Origin of the sequence: Nocardiopsis alborubida, from assembly GCF_012396365.1 — a bacterium.
Taxonomy (GTDB): domain Bacteria; phylum Actinomycetota; class Actinomycetes; order Streptosporangiales; family Streptosporangiaceae; genus Nocardiopsis; species Nocardiopsis alborubida.
Map to the genome: position 1 here is coordinate 95,177 of NZ_JAAXPG010000006.1, position 17,345 is coordinate 112,521.

Here is a 17,345-nt window from a genome sequence, read left to right on the forward strand (position 1 = left end):
GTACATCCCGGAACCTCCGCGCCCGGCGGTGGCGGCTCGTTTACACTGGCGGCCGTTCCGAGGGACGCGGTGGTCCACGTCTCAGCAACCACCGCGCGCCCGGCGGAGTCCGACAGTCGGTGGACGGATGCATTCGGGGGGAGGGACGAGCGTTGGGAGCGGACGGCACACGGCGGCGCGGAACCCACCGGCAACGGGCGAACCCCCGCCCCCGCCTGCTGCGCGGCCTGGCCGCGGCGGCCGTGGCGGTGCTCCTCGTGGTCGTGGTCAACACCGCGGTCTCCCGGGACGACGGCGCCGGGCCCTCCGAACCCAGGGAGCAGACGGTCCCCGCGGTGAACGCCGTCCCCTTCCGCGGCCTCGTCGACCGGATCGGCGTCTCCCGGGACACCTCCGTCGCCACCGTCGACATCGACGGCGCCGGGAACAGCCTGTCCTCCCAGGCGCTGGCCGCCGCGGGGTGGACGCCCGGCCGCGAGGTGGTCCTGCTCGGCACGCCCATGGAACTGCCCGACTACGCCCCCGGCCGCCCCGACCACCTGGTCTCGGACGGCCAGTTCCTCCGGCTCGCGGACGAGCGCTACCGGTCGCTCGCCTTCCTGGCCACCGCGACCCGCACCGACGGCATCGAGGCCGAGGTCACCGGAACCGGCCGCGTGGTCTACGCCGACGGCCGGGAGCAGGAGTTCACCCTGTCCGTCCCGCACTGGACCGCCGGACCCGCGAGCGAGGCCGCGCTCACCCTGCCCTACGCCAACTCCGCGCGGCACGCCGGGCCCAGCCCCACCCTCGGCGCGGCGCGCCTGTACGCGCGCGGCGTCACCGTGGACCCCGCCCGCGAGATCTCCCACGTGGTGCTGCCCGAGACCGCCGACGACTCGGGACGCATCCACGTGTTCTCCGTGGGCGGGCGCGCCGCGGACACGGAGTGGACGGGCACCTGGGCGCGCGCCACCTCCGGCTACATGGAGGTCGGCCCCTGGCGGGACCAGACCCTGCGGCTGGCGGTGCGCACCACCACCGGCGGCCACACGGTCCGGATCCGCCTGGACAACACCTTCGCCGCCGCCCCCGTCACCGTGGGCGCGGCCTCCGTGGCGCTGCGCGGGACCGGTGCCGACACCCGCGGCGCCGCGGTCCCGCTCACCTTCGGGGGACGTTCCGACACCGTCATCCCGGCCGGGGGACAGGTGTTCAGCGACCCCGTCGAGATGCTCCTGCCGCCGCAGACCGACATGCTGGTCAGCATCCACGTGCCCGAGCAGGTGACCACCGCGCCGGTGCACTACGCCTCGGTGGACACCAACTACACCAGCGCGCCCGGCAGCGGCGACCTGACCCTGGACACCACGGGGCAGCCGTTCACCGGCCGGGTCGCGCAGTGGCCCTTCCTCGCGGCGGTGGAGGTCTCCGGGGGGCCGGGCGCGATCGCGGCCTTCGGCGACTCCATCACCGACGGGATCCGCTCCACCCCCGACGCCCACGCCCGCTGGCCCGACGTGCTCAGCGCCCGTCTGGCCGAGCAGTCGGGGCTGCCCAACCCGGGCGTGCTCAACCTCGGCGTGGCCGGAAACCACGTGATCAGGGACGGCTACCCGGGGGAGGGCGTCTCCACCAACCCCACCGGGGTGGCGCTGACCCACCGGGTGCACCGGGACGTGCTGGCCCAGAGCGGGGTGGACACCCTGGTCATCTTCGCCGGGATCAACGACCTGCGCTGGAGCACCCCGCCCGAGTCGGTGATCAGCGGGATCGAGGAGATCGCGGGGCTGGCCCGCGAGCACGGCATGCGGGTGTTCGCGGCCACGCTCGGCCCCTGCGGGGGAGAGCTGCGCTGCACCGAGGAGGTCGACCGTGCCCGCCAGCAGGTCAACACCCACCTGCGGGCGCAGGCGTACGACCCCCTCTCGCCCTTCGACGGCGTGTGGGACTTCGACGCGGTCCTGCGCGACCCGCAGGACCCCAGCCGCATGCTGCCCGCCTACGACTCGGGCGACCACCTCCACCCGGGGGACGCCGGACTGCGCGCGTTGGCCGAGTCCGTGGACCTCTACCAGCTCGTCGGCGGCTAGCGGGAGCGCAGGGGGCGGCCCCCGGCCGCCCGGTCAGCGCGGACACCCCAGGTGGTGGTGGATGACCAGGTCCACGTAGACGGCGCCGAGGTCGTCCAGGCTCAGCCCGGCCCCGGGGTCGTACCAGTGCAGCAGGGAGTCGAAGGTCTCCAGAACGTCGTCGGCGACCCGCCCGGGTTCGCGCACTCCGAAGACCCCGCGGGTCACGCCGTCCAGGATGATGCCGCGGACGTGCTCGCGGTACGTCCGCGTCAGGGAGCTGACCTCGCGGTGGCGGGCCGGATGGATGGCGCGCAAGACCGGCAGCAGCTCGTACCCCAGCGCGGTCGCCGCGCGGTGCTGCCAACCGGTCTCCACGTGTCGCCTGACCAGCGTCGACATGCGTTCGATCGCGGGCCGGTCCGGCCGGTCCGCGGCCAGCTGCCCGTGCACCCGCTCCCGGGTGGAGCGCAGCACGACGGCGTAGGCCAGGTCGAACCGTGTGGGGAAGGCGCGTCTGAGCGCGGCGGGGTCGGCCCCGGTCTCGTCCGAGATCCGGGAGGTCAGCTCGGACATGGCCAGTCCTTGTGAGCCGTGCTGGGCGAACAGGTGCGCGGCGCAGTCCAGGACGGGGGCCGCGGTGCGGAGCGCGTGAGGGGATGCGTCGGCCGTCATGTGGTGTCTCATCGCTTCGAGTACGCCCCCGGAGAGAGGGAGGGCGTGCGGTCTTCATCGGATCGGTTCCGTGGCCTCCGTCCTCAGGCCGGACCGGCGGCCGGTGTCCGCCGATCCCGGCCGCTGGTCAGCGAAACGAGGTCCTCGATCCGCTCGGTGGCGAGCGCGTCCACGCCCATGCCCACCACGCGTGCCATCTCGGGGAAGTCGTTCACCGTCCACGCCGTGACGAGGTAGCCGCGGCGGTGCATCTCCGAGACCAGGTCCCGGGTCAGCAGCGTGTAGTGCGTGCCGAGGTAGGCGGGCCGCAGGGTCCGCACCACGTCCTCGGGAGGCGGGCCCGGCTTGTCCCAGGCCAGCATCAGCCGGGCCTCGGGGCTGCGGCCCCGCAGGGCGTCGAGGGTCTCGGTGGAACCGGTGAAGAGCACCTGGTCGCCGAACCCGCGCGCCCGCAGCAGCCCGTCCGCCGCCAGCGCCGCCTCGGGCGCGCAGGCGTCCACGAGCAGGGGAGGGGGAGCGTCGCCGGTGTACTCGGCGAGCACCTCCATCAGGGTGGGCACGCGCCGCTCCACGTCGTCGCGGGCGGAGGCCAGTTCGGCCAGGGTCAGTTCCCCCACGGGGCGGGGCGGGGAACCGGGAAGGGCCACGAGCCGTTCGTCAACCAGGACGGGATAGCCGTCGGAGGTGAGGTGGACGTCGATCTTGACCAGGTCCGCCCCGGCAAGCGAGGCTGAACGCAGGGCCGGGAGGGTGTTTCCCGGGAAGCGTGCGGTGTCTCCGCGCAGTGCGATGGACAACGTCATGCCGTCAAGGGTGGCAAAGACTTCCGCCTTACGTGGTGCAAACAGGAAAAACGCCTACCGTGGGCGGGCGCGGCCGAGCGGGCGGCCCCGGCGCGGACCGGTGCCGCCGTCACCGATCCCGTTACGTGGTGCCACGATTGCGAGCGGACTCACGTCGTGAGGACGCCGACGGGGTGCGGCGAGCTGGGAAACTTTGTTACACGGCATCGTGACCGCACGGTGCCCCATGACCGTCCCTGGAGTGTGAGGCGAACGATGATTCCGGACCAGAGACGAGAGCACATCCTCAAGCTCCTTCAGGAGCGCCACGTGCTGAGCATCAACGAGCTCACGTCGATGCTGTCCGTGTCCCACATGACGGTTCGGCGTGACATCCAGGCGCTGGAGAACGACGGCAAGGTGCTGTCGGTCACCGGGGGGGTGCGGCTCGCGGCGCGGCTCAAGAGCGAGCCCTCCTACCTGGCCAAGGCACAGCTGGAGGTACCCGCCAAACGGGCCATAGCGCGCGCGGCGGCCGACCTGGTCCGGGAGAACTTCACCATCTACCTGGACGCGGGCACGACCACGCTGCAGATGGTCCCCCTGCTCACCGACAAGGTCGGCCTGACGGTCATCACCAGCGACTTCAACGTCGTGGGCCACCTGATGGAGTACCCGGGGATCGAGCTGATCCACACCGGCGGGGTGGTCTCGCACTCCGACCACTCCTCGGTCGGGCGCTTCACCGCCGACTTCCTGCGCCAGGTGAACGTCGACCTGGCCTTCATCGCCAGCAGCTCCTGGGACGCCGAGCGCGGGTCGACCACGCCCTCCGAGGCCAAGGTGGTCGCCAAGCAGGCGCTGCTGCGGATCGCCTCCAAGAGCGTGCTCACGGTCGACAGCACCAAGTACGGCAAGTTCGGCACCTTCAGGGTGGCGAGCCTGGAGGAGTTCGACCTGATCATCACCGACGACCGGCTCCCGCGCTCGGCCGTGGACGACCTCGCCGAGCGCGACGTGCGCCTGAAGCTGGTCGAGGTGGAGTAGGGCCGCGCGTCCGCCGGGCGCCTCCGACGGCGCCGGTCCGCCGGAGCCCGGTCCGCGGCGCGGACCGCGGAGGCCACGGTCGCGGCCTGACGCGGCTCAGTCCTCGCCGGCGTCGAGCTCGGCGTGGGCGAACAGGGCCAGTTCGGTGCCGTCCGGGTCGTAGAAGAGCAGGGTGGAGCCCTCCTCGCCGTGCATCACCGGGGAGTGCTCCACGTCCATCTCCGCGAAGCGCTCCTCCCATGCCTCCAGTTCGCCCAGGTTCTCGACGCCCAGGGTGAGGCGGTCCAGGCCGCAGTGCCTGCGGTCGAACCTGCCCTTGAAGTTGTCGCGGTGCTGGATGAGCGCCAGCAGCAGCCCGGTGGCCGGGTGCTGGCACTCGGTGCGCCGTGTGCCCTCGTGGTCGCGCTTGCCGAGGACCTGGAAACCCAGGACCGTGCGGTAGAAGCGCACACTCTCGTCGCGGTCGCGGACCGACAGGGTGACGCGGGCGAGCCCGTTGAGCTGGGGCACGGGCACCTCTCTGCGGCGGGGGCCGATGGTGGCCAGTAGATCGAGCACGATCATCGAGCCTAGGTCGGAGTCAGAATGATGGGTCCCTCTTTAACGCGGGTTTAACGCCTGATGTTCCCCGAATCACCCGAACACGCTCCCTGACCTGCCCGGTCGCGCCCCTCAGCGGCCCGGAGTGGAGCGCGTCACCACCGCAGGAGAGGACGGTTCGCCGCGGACGTACCAGCGGGTGCGCATCACCAGGACGGTCACCGCGAGGGAGACCAGGCCGCCCAGGGTGGCCAGCACGAACGCCCCCTGGTGGCCGTGGGCGTCGGCGAGGACGCCCGCGACCGTCGACCCCAGCGCCTGGCCCAGGATCAGGCAGCTCAGGATGACGGCCATCGACTGGGACAGGCGGCTCGCCGGGGCGGCCCTCTCGATCAGCCCGAACAGGCTCACGATGTGCGGGCCGATCGCGGCGCCCAGGACGAAGATGGCCACCGCCAGAGCGGCCGCGCCGTGGGCCGCGTACAGCGGCAGGGTGAGCAGGAACAGCGCGCCCGCCGCGATCCGGGTCCGCGCCGTGAGCGGGAAGCCCACGGGGACGGAGGCCATCAGCAGGCCCGCGACGGCGCTGCTGGTGCCCATCACCGCGTACATCAGCCCGGACAGGTCCCCGTGCCCGGAGGCGGCCGAGAAGGCGGTCACACCGGTGGACATGCCGCCGAAGAACAGGCCCTGGCAGAACATGGGGACGGCCAGCACCAGCAGCGCGGGCGTGGCGATGCGGCCCCCGGCGCCGCGCGCCGGAGGGGTCCCGGGCGGAGCGGTGGGGTGCAGGGCGAACACGGTCCCGAACACGCCGATGAGCACGGCCGCGCCCAGCACGCTCGCCGCCGGCGAGAGCGTCACGGTGAGCAGTCCCACCAGGGCGGGGCCCAGGACGAACGCGGCCTCGTCCAGCACGCCCTCGACCGACATCGCCGCGGACACCGAGCGCTCGCGCTCCTCGCCCCTGTGCGGTCCCCTCCGGATGAGCACCACCCAGCGCGTGCGCGCCATGGGGCCGATCTGGGGCATGCACAGGCCCGCCACGGCGGCCAGCGCGGCCAGGACCGGGGCGGAGGCCTCCGCGAGGACGGCGAACACGAGCACGGTGACGAGCACGGCGTCCACGAGCGAGGTGACCAGCACCGGGACCCGCTGCCCGCGCCGGTCGGCGAACCGGGCGATGACGGGGCCGCCCACGGTCTCCCCGAGCGCGAAGGCCCCGGTCACCGCACCGGCGGCGGCCACGCTCCCGGTCGTGGTGGTGACCAGGGTGAGCAGGCCGATCAGGGACATGGAGATGGGCAGGCGGGCGAGGAAGGTGCTCAGGAGCAGCGGCCACCCGGCGATGTGGTGCATGCGTCGCAGCGTGTCCAAAGGTGACATCCGGCCCCTGTCCGCGGTCGTGGTTCCCGACCCCCGGATCCCGGCACGGCCGTGCGGCTCGGGTCATCGCGGAAGGGCCAAAATTCATCCCATGATATGGCTGGCGTTCGCGGGTGGAAGCCCTTCCGGTACCCGTGCGGGGACTCGCGGGGTTCCGGTGGGCCCCCGCGCCCGCACCGGGTGCGCCGCGCGGGCAAGGGCGGACGGGCGCACGCGCACGCACCGCTCCCCGGAGGGGGAGGCCCCACCCTGACTTTCGTCGGTGCCGCCGACCCGCCCCCGGTGTGTAGGTTTCCCGGCATGGACCTCTCCGTACCGCGCGCGGGCCTTCGGAGCGCGCTGTCCCCGCTCGGGGGCTGGCCCACCCGGGGCGCCGTCTGGCGCGACGTGCTGTTCGGTGCCGCGATCGCCGCCCTGTGCCTGGGGGAGGTGTCCGTCCGCTGGCTCTCCGGGGGGATGCCCGCCGCCGAGGCGCTCGCCACCGCGGGCGCCGCCGTCGCGCTGACCGCGCTGACCGTGCTGCTCGGCCGCCTCTACCCGCTGCTCGCCCTGGTCGTGGCCCTGCTCGGCTCGTTCTGGGTGTACGGGTTCGGCATCCTGTTGCTGTGCGTCGCCTACCTGGCGGGCCGCCGCCTCCCCACGGTCTGGGCGGCGCTGGTGCTCTTCACGTCCGCCACCGTCCTGTGGACGGTGGTCGCGGCGCTGCTGTGGCCCGACGAACCGGCGGGGTGGACCTCCATGACCGCCACCGTGAGCACCATGGTGTTCAGCGTCGTGCTCCCCTGGCTGGTGGGCGTCTACAGGCGCCAGCACGTGGCCCTGGCCGAGGCCGGATGGGAGCACGCCCGCCAGCTCCAGCGCGAGCACCGTCTCACCGTCGACGAGGCCAGGCTCCGCGAGCGCTCCCGCATCGCCCAGGACATGCACGACTCCCTCGGCCACGAGCTCAGCCTCATCGCCCTGCGCGCCGGGGCCCTGGAGGTCAGCCCCGACCTGGACGGGGAGCACCGCCGCTCGGCGGCCGAGCTGCGGGTCACCGCCGTCAACGCCACCCACCGCCTGCGGGAGATCATCGGAGTGCTGCGCGCCGACACCGAACCCGCGCCCATGTCCCCCGCGGGCGAGGGCGTCCCCGCCCTGGTCGAGCGCGTCCGCGACTCCGGTATGCGGGTCGTGCTGGTGCGCGACGGGGAGACCGGCGGCCTGCCGCCGATGGTCGACCGGGCGGTCCACCGGGTCGTCCAGGAGTCGCTCACCAACGCCGCCAAGTACGCCCCCGGCGCCGACGTGACGGTGTGGCTGACCACGAGCGGGGAACGGGTGGAGGCGAGGGTCACCAACTCCGCGCCCTCGGGGCCGTGCCCCGACACCGGTCCGGGCGGCAGGCGCGGGCTCATCGGCCTGCGCGAGCGCGTCCGCCTGACCGGGGGCTCCTTCGCCGCCGGACCGGACGGCGACGGCGGCTGGGAGGTCTGCGCGACCATGCCGCTGGACGGCACCGCGGGGGCGGAGCCCGACGAGGTCGGGGAGGCGGCCCAGATCGACCAGCTCCAGCTCGCCGCCCGCCGCAGGGTGCGCGGCTGGACGCTGGCCCTGGCGCTGGTCCCGGTCGTCGCGGCCGCGGTGGTGGTGTCCACACTGGGCTGGATCAGCGTCACGAACATGGAGCGGGCCACCCTGACCCCCGAGGAGTTCGCCGCCCTGACCGTCGGCGACTCCCAGGCCGAGGTCGAGGCGGTGCTGCCCGAGGACTCGGTGTACATGGACGCGGGCATGCTGGAGGAGGACGCCGTCCCCCCGGGCGCCGCGTGCAGCTACTACCGCGGCGACAGCGTGTTGTTCGGCGGTGAGATGACGTTCTACCAGCTGTGCTTCGCCGAGGGGCGCCTGTTGACCAAGGAGGAGGCGCCGCTACGGTGACCACGCGATCCCAGAACGGACACAGGGAAGAGGGACAGACGTGATCAGGGTGCTGCTCGCCGACGACGAGGCGATGATCCGCGCCGGAGTGCGGGCGATCGTGAGCAGCGACCCGGAGATCGAGGTGGTGACCGAGGCCGCCGACGGCCGTGAGGCCGTGGACCTGGTGCTCTCCCACCGCCCCGACGTGGCGCTGCTGGACATCCGGATGCCCCGGATGGACGGCCTCGCGGCCACGGCGGAGATCCGCAGGGTCGCGCCCGAGACCGCCGTGGTCATCCTCACCACCTTCGGGGAGGACAGCTACATCTCCCAGGCGCTCGGCGGCGGCGCCAGCGGCTTCCTGCTCAAGGCGGGCGACCCCCGCGAGCTGATCGCCGGGGTGCACGCGGTCGCCGACGGCGGCGCCTACCTGTCCCCCCAGGTGGCGCGCCAGGTCATCGCCCGGTTCGGCGGTCCCCGGGCCGCCCGGGAGGCGGCGGCCGTCGCCCGCGTCGAGGAGCTCACCCAGCGCGAGCGCGAGGTGCTGGCCCTGGTCGGGGCGGGCCTGTCCAACGCGGACATCGCCGAGCGGCTGTTCCTCGTGGAGGGCACCGTCAAGAGCTACGTCAGCGCCATCCTCAACCGGCTGGAGATGCGCAACAGGGTGCAGGCGGCCATCCTCGCCCACGAGGCCGGACTCGTGGACACCTCCGCCACCTGACCCGGTGCCGGGAGAAGCGGTCCCGGTGGGGAAGACTGGGGGTCATGAACGACGCGTGGCTGGACGCCGCCTGGCGCGGGCTCGCCGGGGACGGCCCCGAGGCGGTGGCGGTCGGCACCGAACTCCTGGTCCGCTGGAACGAGCCGCACCGCCGCTACCACACGCTCGCCCACCTGGAGGCCGTACTGCGCGCGGTCGACCTGCTGCTCCGCGAGGAGGGGGTGCGCGACGCCGACCTCGTGCGCCACGCGGTCTGGTTCCACGACGCCGTCTACGAGGGGGTCCCGGGGCGGGACGAGCGTGAGAGCGCTCGGCTCGCCGAGCGGCTGCTGTCCCTGATGGGAATGGAGGCCGCGCGGGTCCGCGAGGTCGTGCGCCTGGTCGGGGTGACCGCGACGCACCGGCCGGGGAGGTGGGACGCCGACGGCGCGGTGCTCTGCGACGCCGACCTGTCGGTGCTGGCCGCCCCGGCCGACGAGTACCTGGCCTACACCACGGCGGTGCGCGCCGAGTACCGGCACGTTCCCGACGAGGACTTCCGCACGGGCCGGACCGCGGTGCTGCGGTCGCTGCTGGAGGCGCCCCACCTGTTCCACACCCCGTCCGGGCGGGCGCGCTGGGAGGCGCGTGCGCGGGTGAACGTGCTCGCCGAACTCGACCGGCTGAACGCCCCGCCCCCGGTGGAGCCGCCTCCGCCCTGAACCGCCCGCCGCCCGGCGGACCAAGCGACGCGCGGCCTCATGGATCCGGTGCTCACGCCGGGTGGGGCGGGCACGCCGCCCCGTCAGCGGTCTGGCCTCCCGGCCGACCGGCGGGGGCACGGCCTGACACCGGAACCCGACTGCTTCCGGCGGCGGTGCTCACCTGTCGGCGGCTGTGGAACCGAGTCCTGCCGGCCTGGCGGGTCCCGTCGGGCGGTGCCGGTCAGCCGGTCAGCCGGGCGGCCTTGGGCCGCCGCAGCCCGGACGCGCGCAGGCGCGTGACCAGCTCGCGGCCGCTGACGTGCTCGGCGCCCAGTTCCAGGGCCCGGGCGTGCAGGTGCTCGGGGATGTCGTAGTGGTCGCGCTCGAACGCGCGCGGGTCCGCCCCGAGCGCGCGGGCGAAGGCGTGCAGCTCGTCGTAGGAGCTGTCGCTGACCAGGTGCGCGAACAGCCAGCCGCGCGGCCCCGGCCAGACCGGGGTGTCGATGAGAACGCTCATCCCAGAAGCCTAGAGCCCCTGCCGTCCTGGTTCTCGGTCGTGTGGGGGAGCGGCGCGTGAGGCGCGGCCTGCCGCGCTCCGCGCGGCGAGGCGATCCCCCCGGGGGGGCCGCGGGTGCGGCTCTCAGCCGTTTGCCCTCGACGGCTCCCCGCACCTGGTCGCACGGTCAGGGCCGTCCGGTCACCGGAGCGCTCACCGGGCGCCAGGGCACGGGGCTGGACATCACCATGGTGCTGGAGGGGCGCCCGTGCTCGGCGAGCCTGTCGATGACCTCCTCGAAGTGCTCCATGGAGCGGACCGCGATGAGCAGGACACAGCAGTCGTCGCCGGTCACCCGGTGCACCTGGAGGATCTCCGGCATCTCCAGCGAGGCCTCGTCGCGAAGCAGGCAGTGCGCGCCGAAGCACTCCATGCGCACCAGGGCGGTGACGGGAAGTCCGGCCGCGGCCGGGTCCACGTGCGCGTGGTAGCCGGTGATCACCCCGCGGTCGGTGAGGCGCCGTACGCGGTCGGCGACGGCGGGCGCCGACAGGTTCACCCGGCGGGACAGTTCGTTGAAGGACAGGCGCCCGTCCTGTTGGAGCTCGGCGAGGATGCGCTGGTCGACGCTGTCCAGCGGGGTTGCCAACCGTGATGCCATGCTTTGCGTTCCCAAAGTCGAAAGTCACAATGTCTTGCGAATGCTAGGCCAATGTCCCCTTAGCGTGTCCGTCAGCCCTTCCTGTCCGGGGTGCGGGTGCCCGATGATGTCACCTCACGCGCCCGGCGGCCGTGCGCGGGGGCGGATCCCTCCGCCCGCGGCGCCGCTGACGCCCTGCCGTACACGCGATTCCGACAAGGGGTTCCGCATGCTCTCCACCACCGCCCAGCAGTGTCCGTACGCCGGTGACCCCGGTGGGGCCGAGGCGGCCCGGAGCGCCGGGGCCGACAGCCCGACCCTGTCCTTCGAGCGCGCGACCCCCTACGTCGACTACGCCGGGATCGACACCCTGCTGTCCCTCCAGAGGCCGCGCACCGCCGAGCCCGCCGAGCCCTCGTTCATCATCGCCACCCAGGTCATGGAGCTGCTGTTCGCCCTGGTGCAGGAGCGCTGGGAGGCCGCCCGCGACGCGCTGGAGTCCGACGACGTGCCCGGCGCCCTGGCCTGGCTGCGCCGCGCCCGCAACGCCCAGGACGTGCTCAACGACTCCTGGGGCCTGCTCGCCGACATGACGCCCACCGAGTTCAACCGCTTCCGCGACTCCTTCGGCGAGGCCTCGGGCTTCCAGTCCTACGGCTACCGCAAGCTGGAGTTCCTGCTCGGCAACAAGTCCGCCGCCATGATCCGCCCGCACAAGGCCATGGACGGCGTCGTCGACGACCTCACCACCCTGCTGGAGCGTCCCGGGCTCTACGACGCGGCGCTGCGGCTGCTGCACCGCCGCGGCCTGCCGGTGCCCAAGGACCGCGTCGAGCGCGACTGGACCCTGTCCTACGAGGCCAGCCCCGGCGTGGAGGAGGCCTGGAAGGCCGTCTACGCCGACGACGTGCCCGGCAACGAGCTGTTCCTGCTGGCCGAGGCGCTGCTCGACGTCGCCGAGAGGGTCACCCGGTGGCGCCAGCGCCACCTGGTCGCCGTCAAGCGCACCCTGGGCGGAAGGCCCGGCAGCGGCGGCTCCAACGGCCTGAACTGGCTGGCGCGCAACGCCGAGCAGGACGTCTTCCCCGAGCTGTGGTCCCTCCGCAGTACCGTCTGACCCGTTCCCACCCGCTGCCACGAGGAAGCAGGACCCGATGACCCCCGCCACCCGCGCGGAATGCGTCGCGCTCGACGCGGCCGACCCCCTCGCCCCCTTCAGGGAGGAGTTCGTCCTCCCCGAGGGCGTGGTCTACCTGGACGGCAACTCGCTGGGCGCGCTTCCGCGCTCCACCCCCGGCCGGGTCGCCGACATGATCGAACGCGAGTGGGGGCGCGACCTCATCCGCAGCTGGAACGACGCCGGGTGGTGGGACAAGCCGCGCACCCTGGGCGCCAAGGTCGCGCCGCTGGTCGGCGCGGCGGCCGACGAGGTCGTCGTCGGCGACGGCACCTCGGCCAACCTGTTCAAGACCCTGGTCGCGGCGCTGCGCATGTCCGACCGTTCGGTGGTACTGGGCGAGGCGGGCAACTTCCCCACCGACCTGTACGTCGCCGAGGGCGCGGCCGCGCTGACGGGCGCCACCCAGAGGCGCGTGGACCCCGACGGTCCCGCGCTGGCCCGGGACCTGGAGCGGGGCGACGTCGCGGTCCTGCTGCTCAGCCACGTGGACTACCGCAGCGGCACCCTGCGCGACATGCCGGGCATCACCCGCCTGGCCCACGAGCACGGCGCCCTGGTGGTCTGGGACCTGTGCCACAGCGCGGGCGCGGTCCCGATCGACCTGTCCGGCAGCGGCGCCGACTTCGCGGTGGGATGCACCTACAAGTACCTCAACGCGGGGCCGGGCGCCCCCGCGTTCCTGTACGCCGCCCGCCGCCACCACGCCGTGGCCGACCAGCCCCTGAGCGGCTGGCACGGGCACGCCCGCCCCTTCGACTTCACCGCGGACTACGAGCCCGCCGAGGGGGTGTCGCGCTTCCTGAGCGGTTCGCAGCCGCTGGTGGCCGACGCCGCCCTGGAGGCGAGCCTGGACGTGTGGGCCCGGGCGGACATGGGCCTGGTGCGCGCCAAGAGCCTGGCCATGACCGACCTGTTCCTGGAGCGCGCGGCTCAGGCGGGCATCTCCTCGATCACCCCGGCGGAGCACGCGCGGCGCGGCAGCCAGGTGGCCCTGGTGCAGCCGGAGGAGGGCGCCGGGTACCCGATCGTGCAGGCGCTCATCGCGCGCGGTGTGATCGGCGACTTCCGAGCCCCCGACGTCATGCGGTTCGGGTTCACCCCGCTCTACCTGCGCTACGCGGACGTGTGGGACGCCGCGCAGGCCCTGCTGGAGGTCGTGGAGACGGGGGAGTGGCGCCAGGAGCGCTTCGCCCGTCGCGGCCAGGTGACCTGAGCCCGGCGGTCCGGCCCCACCCCCCGGGGCCGGACCGCCGGCCGGTCGCGGCCCCGGCCGTCGGACGGGCAGCCTTCCGGGGTTCCCCTGCCCGCGCCCGGGGCCGCCCCGGTCGCCGCTGACCGTTCCCGGGTGTGGGGATTGCGTGGTCCTGACCACATTCGTCGGTATCCGGTGCCTCCGCCGCCGCGACCCGTGGTCCGCGGCTCCCCGCACGGACCCGTGCCGCTTCGCGGCCGTCCTCGGCCGGGCGGGGCCGAAACTATGACGAGGGCCACGGAAGGCCCGTCCGTCATCCTCAGGTCGGTCCGTAAATCCCCTGCCAACGGGGCCTTTCGCGTTTTCGGCCCCTCGTGCGCCCTGTTTCGTAACGTATTGCGAGAGACACGCAAGGTCATTTTACCTGCGGGGATTGCGCGCTTTGCCTAAACGTGGGTTAGTGTCCTCGTGATCGGTTCGTTATTGCTGTTTGACGAACCGATGCCGAGCCCTTGACCGGCTGAGAGCCGCAAGGGAGTCGAGACCTCTTTCCCCGGGAACAGGGCCGCGCGAATCCACGCGCCTGCGCCAGCGGAGACGCCGAATCCCATCGGTACATCCCGTTCCCGCCCGCCACTCGCCGCCAGCGACGCGGGAGAACCCTGCCTTGACCACGCCCTCGCGGGGGCGCACCGAGCGTGCCCGCACGCCGGGTGAGTCATGCCCACGGTCTTCTCGGCCCTGTCGTCAACCTGGCTTCCTACTTATGAGCAACGACACTCCCATTCAGCACGGCGAAGTCACCGCGACCTACTTCTGGGACGACGGTTCCGGCATCAACGGGGACACCGGAGCCCCCGCGGGCGGAGAACCCATGCAGAAGGGGCTCTTCTCCAGCCCCAGCTGGCCGCTCGGCACCGAGGGCTATGTCGTCCACGAGGGCAAGAAAGCCGAGTTCTTCATCGGAGACCGCGGCCCGGGCGCCCCCTCCGAGGGTTGTGACGTCCTCCTCGACATGGACGGCAAGACCTTCGCCGAGATCACGGGCGAGACCTGGAACGACAGCAACTACACCGTCAGCGGTGGCAACGGCCACCTTGAGGTGGAGTACTACATCACCAAGTGGGGCGACGGCGCGGGCACCGAGGGCGCACCGCACCCCTTCCAGCAGCCCGGCAACAAGTGCGAGGACGCGGTCTCCCCGATCCCCGAGGACGCTCTCCCCGAGGAGGAGTCCTCGGAGCCGGAGGAGTCCGCCGAGGAGGGCGCGCAGAGGACCGAGGAGTCCGAGGAGCCCGCCCCGAAGAAGGCCGAGGGCGAGGCCGAGCAGAGCGCCAAGGAGGAGCCCGAGGAGGGCGCCGCCGAGGACGGGAGCGAGGACGGTGACGGCGGTGTGACCGCCGAGACCGCGGCCAACGACCTCTCCGGTTTCCAGCTCATGGGCTCCGACGGCGTCATCAGCGGCACCGGGCTGCTGGCCCTGGCCCTCATCCCGGCCGTCCTGCTCGCCGTGTTCTTCGCCTGGACCCGCCGCCCGTCCGGCGCCCACGCCGGAGCCGAGGACGACGGCGGAAGCCTGACGGACGCGAGCAGCGGCCGCCACGGTCTGAGCTCGCGGCTGAACTCCGTGATCGACCGGCTGCGCGGCGGGCGCTGACCCGCACCCGGGCAGCCCACCAGCCGGGACACGGGTCCCGGTGCACCGCGGGGGCCGCGGCCGACCGGCCGCGGCCCCCGTTCGCGTCCGCGGCGCCGTGCGAACCGGCGCGCCCCGCGGGAAACCCCGTCCGGGTCCGCGGACGTGCTGGCCCTGGGCCGGGGACTCCTGCCCGGGGTTGTGGACGGGCCGCCGGTCGCCGTTGACCGTGTCGGCCCGTCCGCCCCGCGGGCGCGCCGACACGGGGTCCGCGCGCCCTGTCCCGTGCCGTGGCCCCTCGGTCCGGCGTCCGTGTCCGCCGTCCCGGCGGCGCCGTCGCCGCCCGCGGATCCGGAGCCCTCCCGCGTCCGCGGCACGGAGGTCCGTATCGGATGCTCGTTGTTCAGGCCTCCCGCGGTCCGGGGACCGGGGCGGGGCACCGGAAGCTGTCGCGGTGGACGGGGAACAGCCGGTCCTGTCGGTCGAAGCGGCGGCCGACGACCCCGGCGCGGTGGAGGCCGGCGAGCCGGGTGCGGTCGGGAGCGGTGGACCGCGGGTGTTCCACACGCCGGCCGTGCCGGTCCGCGAGGCGCACCGGCTCCGTCGGGGGGAGTGGAGGAGCCGGGTCGGATCGCTCATCGGTGTGCTTCATGTCTTGAATATGAGGTGAATTACCCCATATTGTCGAGAAGTCCATCCGGATACTGGACGAACTGCTCAGTAGTGCGGTGCGGCGACCCGGATGTTCTCCGTCGATGATCGTGTGAGCGGTATGAGGTAAGACACATGGCCGTGCAGTTGGACGACACCGACCGCCGCATCATCTCCCTGCTCCGCGACGACGGGCGCATGTCCATCCGCGCGGTCGCCGAACAGGCGCACATCTCCCGCGCCAACGCCTACTCGCGCCTCGAACGCCTGCGCACGGAGGGCGTCATCCGCGGCTTCACCGCCGTCATCGACCCCGAGAAGTACGGCACCGCCCTGTCGGCCTACGTGTCCGTGCGCATCGAGCAGCACTCCTGGGAGCGTTTCCGCGGCTACCTGCGCGACATCCCCGAGGTCGACCACGCCGCCCTCGTCTCCGGGGACGTGGACCTGCTCCTGCTGGTCCGCGTCGCCGACGCCGCGGCCCTGCGCACCTTCGTCCTCGAACGCCTCCAGCGCATCCCCGAGGTCAAGAGCACGCAGACCATGTTCATCCTCGACGAGCCGCCGCTCTAGACGGGGCCGACGGGAAAGGGCCGCCGCCCCGGGAAACGGCCCTTGGGGCGGCGCGGGAAAGGCTCCTATTCTGGCCCCATGCCTGAGTACCGCGTGGTCGACGCCTTCACCGACCGGCCCCTGGCCGGGAACCCCGCCGCCGTCCTGGTCCTGGACGAGACCTACTCCGACGACTGGGCCCAGGGTGTGGCCGCCGAGTTCAACCTGTCCGAGACCGCCTTCGTCCGGCCCGTGCACGAGTCCGGGGCCGACTACGAACTGCGCTGGTTCACCCCCACCGTCGAGGTCGACCTGTGCGGACACGCCACCCTGGCCACCGCGCACACCCTGTCCGAACTCGGCGTTCCCGGCCCCTACCGCTTCACCACCCACAGCGGCGTCCTCACCGTCACCGAGCGGGACGGACGGCTGTGGATGGACTTCCCCGCCGCGTGGCCCAAGCGCGTCGAGGAACCCGAGGGGCTGGCCGAGGCCCTGGGCTCGCGCCCCCTGTGGACCGGACTGGGCCTCGGGGGAGAGGACCTGCTGGTCGAGCTCGCCGACGAGGACGCCGTGCGCGGGCTGCTGCCCGACATCGCCGCTCTGGGGCGGATGCCGTACCACCTGGTCATCGTCACCGCCCGGGCCGACGAGGGCCCCGACTTCGTCTCCCGCGTCTTCGGCCCCAACGTCGGCGTGCCCGAGGACCCGGTCACCGGCAGGGCGCACACCGTGCTCACCCCGTTCTGGGCCGACCGCCTGGGCCGCAGCGCGCTGAGCGCGCACCAGGCCTCCGCGCGCGGCGGCGACCTGCTGGTGGAGGAGCGCAACGGGCGCGTGCTGATCGGCGGTGAGGCGGTCACCGTGGCCACCGGCACGCTGTACCTCTAGGTTCCGACCGGGCCCAGCGGGCCGCCCCGGAGCGCCGAGCCGACCGTGCGGGCCGCGGTGTCCGGCGGACGCCGGATGCGGGCGCGGGGAAGGAGGAATCCGGGTTTCCCCCTCACCGGGCCCCGAGTTCCGGTAGAACTGGTCCGAGGCACCTCCCCACCCCTCCCGGGGAGGTGCCCGCCGCGGTCCCCCCGGCACACCCCCTTGGTATCGGGGGCCGCGGCGCACCCCCCGGAAGACCGGCCCCGCCGCCCCAGCGGGGCCGGTCCTCTCCGGCGGACGGCCACCGTCTCCGGGACTGTCGGCGGAGCCGGCCCACC

At 73.3% G+C, this 17,345-nt stretch carries 16 protein-coding genes; 10 read left to right on the forward strand and 6 right to left on the reverse strand.

Features of this window, described 5'->3' with window-relative positions; all coding sequences use genetic code 11:
• Nucleotides 1-152: 152 nt before the first annotated feature.
• The gene (locus HGB44_RS08085; protein WP_061078374.1) at nucleotides 153-2,072 is read left to right on the forward strand and encodes an SGNH/GDSL hydrolase family protein; all 1,920 of its coding nucleotides are present in this window, start codon (nucleotides 153-155) and stop codon (nucleotides 2,070-2,072) included.
• 33 nt (nucleotides 2,073-2,105) lie between these two features.
• Here the strand turns inward: HGB44_RS08085 and HGB44_RS08090 are convergent, their stop codons facing one another.
• Both HGB44_RS08090 and HGB44_RS08095 read right to left on the reverse strand, forming a co-directional pair.
• Nucleotides 2,106-2,726 carry a TetR/AcrR family transcriptional regulator gene (locus HGB44_RS08090; RefSeq protein WP_061078375.1) on the reverse strand — a complete coding sequence of 207 codons (621 nt, stop codon included), beginning with the start codon at nucleotides 2,724-2,726 and terminating at the stop codon, nucleotides 2,106-2,108.
• Between the two features lie 83 nt (nucleotides 2,727-2,809).
• Complete coding sequence (locus HGB44_RS08095) at nucleotides 2,810-3,529, reverse strand: glycerophosphodiester phosphodiesterase (RefSeq protein ID WP_061078376.1); 720 nt, start codon at nucleotides 3,527-3,529, stop codon at nucleotides 2,810-2,812.
• 255 nt (nucleotides 3,530-3,784) lie between these two features.
• On the opposite strand from HGB44_RS08095, the gene HGB44_RS08100 reads away from it, so the two are divergent.
• Nucleotides 3,785-4,555 (forward strand): DeoR/GlpR family DNA-binding transcription regulator, encoded by a 771-nt coding sequence (locus tag HGB44_RS08100; protein WP_013151829.1) that lies wholly within the window; start codon nucleotides 3,785-3,787, stop codon nucleotides 4,553-4,555.
• Between the two features lie 96 nt (nucleotides 4,556-4,651).
• On the opposite strand, the gene HGB44_RS08105 is transcribed toward HGB44_RS08100, so the two are convergent.
• Both HGB44_RS08105 and HGB44_RS08110 read right to left on the reverse strand, forming a co-directional pair.
• Nucleotides 4,652-5,119, reverse strand: coding sequence for a VOC family protein (locus tag HGB44_RS08105; protein ID WP_061078377.1), 468 nt, complete (start codon nucleotides 5,117-5,119; stop codon nucleotides 4,652-4,654).
• A gap of 108 nt (nucleotides 5,120-5,227) precedes the next feature.
• Nucleotides 5,228-6,481, reverse strand: a complete 1,254-nt coding sequence (locus HGB44_RS08110) for an MFS transporter (RefSeq protein WP_061078378.1) — start codon at nucleotides 6,479-6,481, stop codon at nucleotides 5,228-5,230.
• Nucleotides 6,482-6,781: 300 nt separating this feature from the next.
• Here HGB44_RS08110 and HGB44_RS08115 point away from each other — a divergent pair, with 300 nt between their 5' ends.
• Genes HGB44_RS08115 through HGB44_RS08125 form a run of 3 tightly spaced genes read left to right on the forward strand, consistent with a single transcriptional unit; the run spans nucleotide 6,782 to nucleotide 9,805 of the window.
• Nucleotides 6,782-8,401, forward strand: a complete 1,620-nt coding sequence (locus HGB44_RS08115; protein ID WP_061078379.1) for a sensor histidine kinase — start codon at nucleotides 6,782-6,784, stop codon at nucleotides 8,399-8,401.
• Between the two features lie 40 nt (nucleotides 8,402-8,441).
• Nucleotides 8,442-9,104, forward strand: a complete 663-nt coding sequence (locus HGB44_RS08120; RefSeq protein WP_061078380.1) for a response regulator — start codon at nucleotides 8,442-8,444, stop codon at nucleotides 9,102-9,104.
• A 44-nt stretch (nucleotides 9,105-9,148) separates the two neighbouring features.
• Nucleotides 9,149-9,805: an HD domain-containing protein gene (locus HGB44_RS08125; protein ID WP_061078381.1), complete on the forward strand. Its 657-nt coding sequence runs from the start codon at nucleotides 9,149-9,151 to the stop codon at nucleotides 9,803-9,805.
• A gap of 223 nt (nucleotides 9,806-10,028) precedes the next feature.
• On the opposite strand, the gene HGB44_RS08130 is transcribed toward HGB44_RS08125, so the two are convergent.
• Both HGB44_RS08130 and HGB44_RS08135 read right to left on the reverse strand, forming a co-directional pair.
• A complete protein-coding gene (locus HGB44_RS08130; protein WP_061078382.1) occupies nucleotides 10,029-10,304 on the reverse strand; it encodes a DUF4031 domain-containing protein in 276 nt (91 codons plus the stop codon).
• 166 nt (nucleotides 10,305-10,470) lie between these two features.
• The gene (locus HGB44_RS08135; protein WP_061078383.1) at nucleotides 10,471-10,944 is read right to left on the reverse strand and encodes an Lrp/AsnC family transcriptional regulator; all 474 of its coding nucleotides are present in this window, start codon (nucleotides 10,942-10,944) and stop codon (nucleotides 10,471-10,473) included.
• A 208-nt stretch (nucleotides 10,945-11,152) separates the two neighbouring features.
• On the opposite strand from HGB44_RS08135, the gene HGB44_RS08140 reads away from it, so the two are divergent.
• From HGB44_RS08140 to HGB44_RS08160, 5 genes are all read left to right on the forward strand, one after another.
• Entirely contained in the window at nucleotides 11,153-12,040 is an 888-nt protein-coding gene (locus HGB44_RS08140) for a tryptophan 2,3-dioxygenase (protein WP_082768176.1), read from the forward strand.
• Between the two features lie 37 nt (nucleotides 12,041-12,077).
• On the forward strand, nucleotides 12,078-13,316 hold the full coding sequence (gene kynU / locus HGB44_RS08145) for a kynureninase (protein WP_061078384.1): 1,239 nt from the start codon (nucleotides 12,078-12,080) through the stop codon (nucleotides 13,314-13,316).
• 745 nt (nucleotides 13,317-14,061) lie between these two features.
• Nucleotides 14,062-14,952: a hypothetical protein gene (locus HGB44_RS08150; protein ID WP_061078385.1), complete on the forward strand. Its 891-nt coding sequence runs from the start codon at nucleotides 14,062-14,064 to the stop codon at nucleotides 14,950-14,952.
• 765 nt (nucleotides 14,953-15,717) lie between these two features.
• Nucleotides 15,718-16,155: an Lrp/AsnC family transcriptional regulator gene (locus HGB44_RS08155; protein ID WP_017565636.1), complete on the forward strand. Its 438-nt coding sequence runs from the start codon at nucleotides 15,718-15,720 to the stop codon at nucleotides 16,153-16,155.
• A gap of 78 nt (nucleotides 16,156-16,233) precedes the next feature.
• The gene (locus HGB44_RS08160; RefSeq protein WP_061078387.1) at nucleotides 16,234-17,025 is read left to right on the forward strand and encodes a PhzF family phenazine biosynthesis protein; all 792 of its coding nucleotides are present in this window, start codon (nucleotides 16,234-16,236) and stop codon (nucleotides 17,023-17,025) included.
• Nucleotides 17,026-17,345: the final 320 nt, after the last annotated feature.